The organism is Enterococcus sp. DIV0660C (assembly GCF_017316125.1).
Classification (GTDB): Bacteria; Bacillota; Bacilli; order Lactobacillales; family Enterococcaceae; genus Enterococcus_B.
Genome location: NZ_JAFLWA010000044.1, coordinates 1 through 9091, shown reverse-complemented (window position 1 = coordinate 9091; position 9091 = coordinate 1). Strand labels below are relative to the sequence as shown.

At 34.1% G+C, this 9091-nt stretch carries 9 protein-coding genes; 3 read left to right on the top strand and 6 right to left on the bottom strand.

Annotation, left to right across the window (positions count from 1 at the left end; all coding sequences use genetic code 11):
* Nucleotides 1-267: 267 nt before the first annotated feature.
* The 4 genes from DOK81_RS11255 to DOK81_RS11240 form a co-directional block, all read right to left on the bottom strand.
* Nucleotides 268-1200 (bottom strand): alpha/beta fold hydrolase, encoded by a 933-nt coding sequence (locus DOK81_RS11255; RefSeq protein WP_206910933.1) that lies wholly within the window; start codon nt 1198-1200, stop codon nt 268-270.
* Nucleotides 1201-1396: 196 nt separating this feature from the next.
* Nucleotides 1397-1756 carry an ArsC/Spx/MgsR family protein gene (locus DOK81_RS11250; RefSeq protein WP_206910930.1) on the bottom strand — a complete coding sequence of 120 codons (360 nt, stop codon included), beginning with the start codon at nt 1754-1756 and terminating at the stop codon, nt 1397-1399.
* A 26-nt stretch (nt 1757-1782) separates the two neighbouring features.
* Complete coding sequence (locus DOK81_RS11245) at nt 1783-2193, bottom strand: Spx/MgsR family RNA polymerase-binding regulatory protein (protein WP_206910926.1); 411 nt, start codon at nt 2191-2193, stop codon at nt 1783-1785.
* A gap of 122 nt (nt 2194-2315) precedes the next feature.
* Complete coding sequence (locus DOK81_RS11240) at nt 2316-4481, bottom strand: ATP-dependent helicase (RefSeq protein ID WP_206910938.1); 2166 nt, start codon at nt 4479-4481, stop codon at nt 2316-2318.
* A 223-nt stretch (nt 4482-4704) separates the two neighbouring features.
* On the opposite strand from DOK81_RS11240, the gene DOK81_RS11235 reads away from it, so the two are divergent.
* Complete coding sequence (locus DOK81_RS11235) at nt 4705-5388, top strand: YoaK family protein (RefSeq protein WP_206910924.1); 684 nt, start codon at nt 4705-4707, stop codon at nt 5386-5388.
* A 73-nt stretch (nt 5389-5461) separates the two neighbouring features.
* Here the strand turns inward: DOK81_RS11235 and DOK81_RS11230 are convergent, their stop codons facing one another.
* Both DOK81_RS11230 and DOK81_RS11225 read right to left on the bottom strand, forming a co-directional pair.
* Nucleotides 5462-6184 carry a deoxynucleoside kinase gene (locus DOK81_RS11230; RefSeq protein ID WP_206910922.1) on the bottom strand — a complete coding sequence of 241 codons (723 nt, stop codon included), beginning with the start codon at nt 6182-6184 and terminating at the stop codon, nt 5462-5464.
* A gap of 149 nt (nt 6185-6333) precedes the next feature.
* Nucleotides 6334-6546, bottom strand: a complete 213-nt coding sequence (locus tag DOK81_RS11225) for a hypothetical protein (protein WP_206899307.1) — start codon at nt 6544-6546, stop codon at nt 6334-6336.
* Between the two features lie 457 nt (nt 6547-7003).
* Here DOK81_RS11225 and DOK81_RS11220 point away from each other — a divergent pair, with 457 nt between their 5' ends.
* Together DOK81_RS11220 and DOK81_RS11215 are read left to right on the top strand one after the other, a co-directional pair.
* The gene (locus tag DOK81_RS11220; RefSeq protein WP_206910920.1) at nt 7004-7732 is read left to right on the top strand and encodes a LytTR family DNA-binding domain-containing protein; all 729 of its coding nucleotides are present in this window, start codon (nt 7004-7006) and stop codon (nt 7730-7732) included.
* 118 nt (nt 7733-7850) lie between these two features.
* The gene (locus DOK81_RS11215; RefSeq protein ID WP_347401448.1) at nt 7851-9059 is read left to right on the top strand and encodes an AI-2E family transporter; all 1209 of its coding nucleotides are present in this window, start codon (nt 7851-7853) and stop codon (nt 9057-9059) included.
* Nucleotides 9060-9091: the final 32 nt, after the last annotated feature.

Below are 9091 nucleotides of genomic sequence, written 5' to 3'. Positions count from 1 at the left end.
TTTTTTGAAAAAGTTTTTTTCGATTCCGTTTAAGAAATCTTTCAGCAACTCATTTATCATATCGCATCGTTTGTTATTTGTCAAGAACTTTTTTGAAGTTTTTCTTGATGAAATCAAGCTTCTTAAGAGGTTCTTTCTAAACGACTTAGTTATCTTATCATGTGATAACTCACAAGTCAACAACTATTTTTCATGTTATTTACGAAAGTTTCATGAATGTTACTTTCGCAACAACGGGAATAAATATATCATGTAATTTTTTACCTGTCAATAAGTATCAATATATTTTTTTAACCAAAAATAAAGGTCTTGGTACACCACCTCTTGGTTGATTTCATTAAGTAGTTCATGGCGCGCTTCCTCATATAGCAAAAGTGTTAATTGACTAGTAGTATATTCTTTCATTGCTTGGATGAAAGTTCGAACACCTCGACCATTCGCACCTACTGGATCTTTTGCTCCCGAAACAACTAGCATTGGAAGCGAATCTGAAATTTGCTTTACTTGATCAAGACTACACGCTTGTCGAACTAACCGGAATAACTCTTTATAAGAAGCAGCGGTAAAAATAAATTGTGTTCTTGGGTCAAACAGATACTTATCCACCTCTGTTTGATCACGCGTAAGCCAATCTTTTGACGTTTTTGCTGGTTCAAATTGTCGATTAAAACCGCCAAATGCTAATTGATCTAGAAATTCTGAACGATATTTCGCTCCATGAACAGAAACGATTGTAGAAGCAATTGCTTCAGCAGCTCTCATTTCTTTAGGATTGTGCCACCCAGTTCCCATAATAATTACCCCAGAAAAATCTGTCTCAAACTGTGCCAAATAATTTCTTACCAAAAAAGACCCCATACTATGTCCCAAAATAAAATGCGGTAGCGTTGGATATTGTTCCTTGATTTTTTCGTTCACTGTATGAATATCTGAAAGTAAAAACTCTGAACCATTTTTATCTGCAAAATGACCAAAATATTCCTTAGATTGGATAGAATGTCCGTGTCCTAAATGATCGTGCCCCATCACAATGATTCCTTTTTGGTTGAGATAGTCAGCAAATAAATCATATCGTTCGATAAACTCAACCATCCCATGGACAATCTGCAAAGTTGCCACCGGCTGTTGTTGAGGATACCAGCAACTTACTTCTATCATAGTTTTTTCGTCAGCAGATAGAAACTGTACTTGTCTTTTCATATAAAAAGTTCCTCACTTTTCTTCTATATAATTAATTATCGGTCATCTCAATCATTATAGTTAACTAATCAACAGTTAACTATAATGATTCCTTAAAGCGATTGCAAGTATCGGTCTTTGCTTCTATACAATAATTTTAAAATGTTAGAAACAATAAAAAGAGCAGAGACGGTTACACTCTGCTCTTTACTCAATCTTATTCATGAACGACTAGTTGCTCTAACAATTGTTCATCATATCCAATAAATAAAACATCATCAATAATAATCAATGGACGTCTCAAAATTTCTGTATGTTCTCTACAAAGTGACATTAGCTGAGAATCTTTTAAATTTGATAGATCCACTTGCATTTTAAGAAATGCTTCAGACCAAGTAGCAAATAGCTGTGTTGCTTGAACTTCTTTAAAGCTACATAGCTCTTTAGCATCTTGTATACTTAATAATGTTGCTTTTTCTAAGTCAACGAATTGATAAGCTAAACGATGATTTTCTAACCACTTTTTAGCTTTCAAACAAGTTAAACAATCTTTCGATCCAAATACTTTTATTTTCACAGGACCTCCCTCTTTCTTTTAGTTGGTCATGAGTTTACCGTACCATAGTCTTGCAAATAAATTAGGTTTCGTTCAACACAGCGGGTTTCTCTAGGAACGAATGAACGAATTTCATCCTCATTAAAACCAATCAGAATTCTCTTTTCATCAATTAGAATAGGACGACGAATCAGCGAAGGATACTCTTTAAACAATACAATCATTTGCTTAAGTGTTAGTTCATTGAAATCTAAACACAATTTTTCATAAATTTTTGACCGAGTGGAAATAACATCCTCAACCCCGCCTTCAGTTGCTGCTAGAATTTCTTTTATTTCTTCTTCAAGTAACGGATCGACAAAAATGTTTTTTTCTTCAAACTCAAGTTGATTCGTTTGTAACCATGCTCTAGCTTTACGACAAGAAGTACAACTAGGTGAGGTGTATACTTTTATCATTTTCTCACTCCTCTTTAATTATAATCCCATTTTAACTGAATTATAAAAAAAAGACCACTCATTCGCTAACCAAACTAAAAAAAACTATGACGCAAGTATCTAGTGCATCATAGTCTTTTTAGTTATTTTCTTAATTGAATACCCGATTCTTTAATAAAACGAGAGGGCTTTAACTGCCTATTTCCTTTCAACTGCGGCACACACAAATACAGCCGATTTCGAGCCCGAGTCATCGCAACATAAAATAAGCGACGTTCTTCCTCAATCGTCGTCACAGGCTCCACTTTGATTTCCTCAGATGAGACGGCTTCTTTTTCTGCTGCACCGTTATGTGGCAATGCTCCTTCATTACAGCCGATCAAGAAAACATTTCTATAGCTCAACCCTTTACTTTTATGGATACTCTGAATACATAACGCATCTAATTTCCCTTGTCGGTAAGCAATCAAACGTGTTTTTAGTTGTTTTGCTTGAGATTGAATCGATTTTTCTAAATCAATCAATTGTGGTAAAGTTTGTTGTTTTTTGATTTCTTCTAGTAACCAATCACGCTCTCCTTGCTCGAGTTCTTTCTTTACTCGTGGAAGATTGATAAATAGTTGCCAAAACAGGTACATGTTTTTTCTTGGTTGCTGAGTGAAATCTTGCAATTCTTTTACTAATTGTTGAAATTCCTTATGCCGTGATTTTAATGAGGGTTTCGCTTGAATAATGTACGTAGTGAGTTCATTATCTGAGTGCTTTTGGAAGAAGAAACGATCACATTCTGATTTTTTCAAGTAGCAATTAATCATGATTTGCCTCAAAATTTGTTGGTAGTTTTGATCTTTTTTCTGACCAGTTTTTGCTCTTTGCCAGTCAAGAAGTCTTCTATATAATTGTTGAAAGTTTCGTACACCAAAAATCCCTTCATAAGGTGTATCTGCCTCAAGGACGAATGGAATATCTGTTTGTAAAAGATTTTGGACTAATTTTTGTGTTTGCGAAAGCGAACGGTACAAAATAATAGACTCTTTGTATTTACCTTTTTGTCTGATAAACGTTTGAATCTGGCGAATCACCCATTGGCTTTCTGTTTGTGAATCCTTAAAAGAAATGGCCTCCATAACACCCTCTTCTTTTTGTGCAGGAATCATAGCTTTGGGAATGCGATCACCCTTATTGTAACTAATCAACCGGTTTGCTCCTTGAACAATCGCGGCACGAGAACGATAATTTGTTAATAAAAAAAGTGTTTCAGTCGGATATTCTTGTTCAAATTCCTTGATGTAGGCTGGCTCTGATCCGCGGAACCCGTAAATACTTTGATCGTCATCCCCAACTACGACAAGCTTGATGTTTGTTCCTTTAGTAATCAATTTTACAACTGCCCATTGTAGGGGATTTGTGTCTTGAAACTCATCAATAAATAAAAAGTCATACTTCTTACCAACAAACTGGCGAACATTTTCATTAGCTAATGCTTCTTTTAAATTTTGCAAAATATCATTAAAGTCAGCTAGATGCTGTTGCTGTTTTAACTCTTTCAACTCCATCATCAACAGTCCGATACGCTCAGAAAGTGGTTGATTTGTGTTCTTTTCTGTACTATCAAACTTTTCCTTTACCAAATGGATAATTTCTTCTACAGAAAGATTCATATTCTGCCAATAATCCAAACGTGCCGACAAATTTTTCTCACCATGCTGGTCAAAAGAATAAAGATTATATTTACGAATCAAGTGTTGTAGAATTGCTCCAATTTTTTGGCTTGAATCTTTGGAAAAATCTCCATGGATACCTTGCATCGCAATGTCTGGAAATTCTTTACAAATTTCATTGTAAAGACGAAAGAAAATACTATGGAATGTTCCGATATGTACCGCTGTTTTATGTTGGCTAAAATTATCCACTCTTTTTTTCAATTCGTTCGCTGCATTTCGAGTAAATGTAATCATCAAAATCCGTTGTTCAGCAACTTGTTTTTGGGTCATCAAGTAGACTGCTTTTGCACAAATCGTTTGCGTCTTGCCACTGCCGGCACCAGCAATAATACGAAGATTTTTTTTCATATCGTAGGTGATTGCAGCTTTTTGCTCTAAGTTAAACTGATTATAAGATCGTTTTTCCATCATTTTAAAAAACGAATCATCCACTACATCAGCTGGCTGTTCTTCTTCAATCAATCCAGGTGCTTCCCCGTAAGCAGCCTCATAACTAGCAATTATCTCTTCTTGTAGTCGAAAGATTTGTTGAAGTTTATGGTATCTGTTTTTCCAAGACTTCAGCTCATTTTTTAACCGTAACATTTCTTTTTCATTTAGCTGAGTAATCAGTGCCACCAACTTTCTTTTCAAAATTTTCTTATTTATCTTGTCATTCTTGTTTTCTTTATACTACCAGACCTTTATTGAAAATGAAACGCCGTTATTCAATCACTTTGTTTCAGAAAATTTATCATTTTTTTCGGAAAATTATGCTAAGATAGAGGCAGTTAAATTAAGTAAAATAATAATTGAAGGTGGAAAAATCATGCGTACTTCGTTTCACGAGGATCGTACTATCGGGCTGTTACTAACTTTTATTGGTGGTGCAATGGATAGTTATACTTATATTCATTATGATGCTTTTGCTTCTGCACAAACTGGTAATATTATTCTTGCAATTATTCAAGCCTTCGACGGGGAATGGATTAGTTTTGGAAAAAAGGTGTTATCAACTCTTTTCTTTTTCATAGGTATTTTATTAACTAAGTTTTTGATTGATTATTTTAAAAAACGTGAGAAGCATTTTTGGCGTTTATTTGTTCTTTATTATGAAGCACTGATTTTTTTCATCGTTAGCTTAAAAATAATCAATATCCATCCCTCACTGGTAACAATTTTAATTGCCTTTACAGCTGCAATCCAGTGGGTATCATTTGACAAAATCAATGGACGTGCCTATACAAATCTTTTTACAACCGGAAATTTGAAAGGTGTGGCAACTAATCTTTATGATTTTTTGATTTCGAAAGAAAAATCTGATTTTGACCAATTTTTTCACTTTCTCACAGTTGTACTAGCTTTCATTTTAGGAGCAGTCGCTTCCGTTTTTTGTTACCATCTATTCGGCGCACGAGCTATTTTATTAGTATCATTTCTCTTTTTAGTAATGGCCCTCAGCCAAACATTTCAACTTTGGCGGTTCTTCAGAACCAATCAATATCCACTTTAAGCGATTGGAATACAGTGATTAATTTAAAAAGGCACAACAAAGCAGAAATATCTTTGTCGTGCCTTTTTCTTATTTACTTTTCGCAAGAAAAAATTCCTTTTGCTTCTGGAACTAAGGTTGTATACTGAATTTTTTCGTTCGTTGCTACCTCGTCCATCTCTTTAGCTCGGGCTTTAATCAACTGAACGATTTGTTCACCACATTCTGGTTCCGCTACAAAGTCATAACGATCTCCATCTATCACTAGTTTGGGACAGACATCAAACGCATCAAACCATTTCTCATACCGGCGGTTTAATTCTTGATAATAAGAAAACAACTCAGGATTTTGTTCAATTTGCTCGTATTCCCGTCCACGCTTTTTGATGCGCTCTAGCATCGTTTCAAAAGAAACCCGAATATAAACTAATAAGTCTGGCTTTTTTGGGGGTGCAATATCTTCTAGTTCATTCAGCATCGTCTCAAGTAATCCTTGATATTGCTCAACTTCTACTTTTGATACTCTTCCTAAATCCGCATTTAAATGAAAAAGCAAACTGTCTTCGTAGATAGAGCGATCCAATACATTATCATCATGACCAAACGCATCTTTGATTGCTAAAAATCGTTTATTTAAAAAGAAAATTTGTAATAAAAAAGTATACTTTTCTGGATTTGAGTAGAACAAAGGTAAGACCTCGTTATCCTCAACATTTTCATAAAATGGCTTAGTTTCTAAATTTTGTGCTAACATTTCAGTTAGTGTACTTTTTCCAGCTCCGATAGTTCCCGCAACAATAATCACAATTATCGGCATCCTTCCTTTTATAAATTCTGCTCCCTATTTTAACACAAAAAAAGACCAAGCTTTTCACTAGATAATAACAATTTTTCTGCTATTTCTTGAAAAGTTAGTCTTTTTAATTACAAAATTGAACTATTTGAAAACAACTAGTTCCTGTTTACTTAGTTATTTTCAATTAAAGCGTTCGATTTGCGAACAATCAGCTGCCATTGTAGATTATCAGCTGTTTCAGTTTCATCTGTCGCACATTTCATTACGCGAATCATTACACTATTTTCATATATTTTTTCGATTTTCCCTTTGACTGGTGATTCAAACAAATCCGAATGAAATTCGTAAGTTTCGCCTACTTCAAATAATTGTTCATTTTCCATAAGAATACCTCCATCACCTTTTATCAGGTTAGTACTTTTTTAACATAGAAATAAAAAATTAGTTCACACGCTCAAAAAAAGCCTTTCTAACATCAAAACTGTGAAATTTTTTCACAAAATTCACAAGAATCGGTCATTTTGCATAACAATTAAGTGAAATTCTACAGTTATGAGTTGAAACACACATTTTATGAGTGAACCGTTTTTATTCTCTTTTTTTTATTACACTTTTAACTAAGAGTTTTTAGCTATTTTGTATAATGTGGGGAAAATCTTTGGTTAGCGATGATCCCTAAAATTTAGATATATGTCTTCTCGCGCGAAACATCAGATTCCAACGGCAAGTTAACACTCAGATTTTTAACCAACCAAAATATGAACATAACAAATAATACAGTTCATTTACTGAAACATGTTTGATACATAGCCAATTTATTTTAAGTAAAGGAGTATTGATATGATCCCGATTTACATTTGTGAGAAAAATCCACGGCAATTAGAAATTATCACAACCGTTATAAAAAATCAGATCACGCTTGAAGATCTCGATAGTTACGTTGCTGTTTCTTCAACTGATCCAATTGAATTTCTTGAAATTGCCCGTCATCGAACTACTGATTTCGGTATTTATTTTTTGGATACAGACATTAAAAATCATGAATTGACTGGTGTTACGCTTGGGAAAGATATTCGTCGAATGGACCCGTTAGGTAAAATCATTTATGTGACAGCTAACCCTGACTTCTCTTTAGAGATTCTAAAAAATCGTATTGAACCCACCGATTATATTTCGAAAGAAGATGTCTTTGAGTTAAAAGATCGTTTAGAACATATCTTAAGTAAAATCTTTCTTAACTTTCATAACTCTCAACCTCAAAAGGACATCTTTAAGCTAGAATTCAACGGGGAAATCAAGTTTCTCCCACTAAACGAAATTCAATATTTTTCTACGTCATCAATTACACCTCATAAGCTTGAAGTACACATGACACATGCCCATCTACAGTTTTATGATAAAATCAAAGACATTGAGAAAAGAAATAATTATTTTATTCGTTGCCATAAGTCATATGTTATTAATAAACTCAACATTCGAGCTATCGACAAGAAAAAAAGGGAAGTCACTTTAGCAAATGGTGAAACAGTTCCTATCTCGATTCGTGGTTTAAAAAAAATCATCTCATAACAAACTTACTCCTCAACTTGTTAGCATTTTGCTGATTCGTTGAGGAGTTTTTCAAAAAATAAGATTTCTTCCGCATTTAGTTTGTTTCATTTTCTTTTTCGTTTAACTTCTGACTATAATAAAAACAAAAGAGAAAAAAGGAGGAAAAAAATTGAACAAAAAATCGAACTCTCGACTGATTCAATTTTTAGGGGGAAAAACCTCTTATTACGTACTGGGTTTATTAGTTATGCTTGCCTTAGTCATTTATGTGTTTTGGCAAGTTGCCTTTATCTTTAAACCCTTAGGAGTTATTTTTGCAGCATCATTACCACCTGTACTATTTGCACTTATTTTATATTATTTACTAGATCCACTCATTCGACGCCTAAGTAAACGAATGTCACGTAACATTGCCGTCATTTTGGTATATGTCTTGATTTTTGCTGTAATTGGTCTAGGAAGCGTGTGGTTCGCTCCTTTCTTACAACAGCAAGCAACTGAATTATTCAATAGCTTACCGAACTTATTCAATGATTTTCAAGAAGGCGTTAGAAATATTTTAGAACACACACCTTTCGCCAATAAGTTCAATGAATTCTTTTCTTCCATTGATAATTTTACAGATCAAGCAACATCTTTCATCGGTAATTACTGGGAAAGTGGAGCACAAAGTATCAGTAATCTGTTTTCTGCCGTAACAACTACTTTTATTACTCTGTTTACTGGTCCTATTGTTGCCTTTTTCTTACTTCAAAATCCACATGGGTTCTACCAATCGGTCTTAAAAATCGTACCACCAGCATTTCGTCAGGATTTCCAAGAATTGACTAAAATTGCTAATCAACAATTGGGTGCATTTTTGAAAGGGCAAATTATTTCTTCGTTTATTTTAGGAGCCATTTACTGGGTCACATTTTTACTCATTGGTATTGATTTTGCTAGTATCCTAGCTATTGCCGCTGGTATATTATGTATCATTCCTTATATCGGGCCGTTCATTGCCTTCTTTCCCGGACTTTTTATCGCCTTCCAAGATTCAACATTTATGGTCGTCAAATTTGTCCTTGTGTGGTTCATTGTCCAGTTACTCCATGGTGATTTAGTTATTCCGCGTGTGATTGGGAACAGACTACAAGTTCATCCTATAACGATTTTGATTGTGTTGCTTGTTATGGGTGACTTACTTGGAATCATGGGCGTAATCTTTGGTATACCAATCTATACTTTACTAAAATTACTGGTTGTCTTTGCTTTTAGAAAATTCAAGCAACGTTACAATAAGTATTACGGTGATAAAGGAGAATACGAAGAAGCAGATTTTTCAGAAGACGATTACTTTGATTGATGTTTATCTGACAATAAAAAGAATTCCTACTC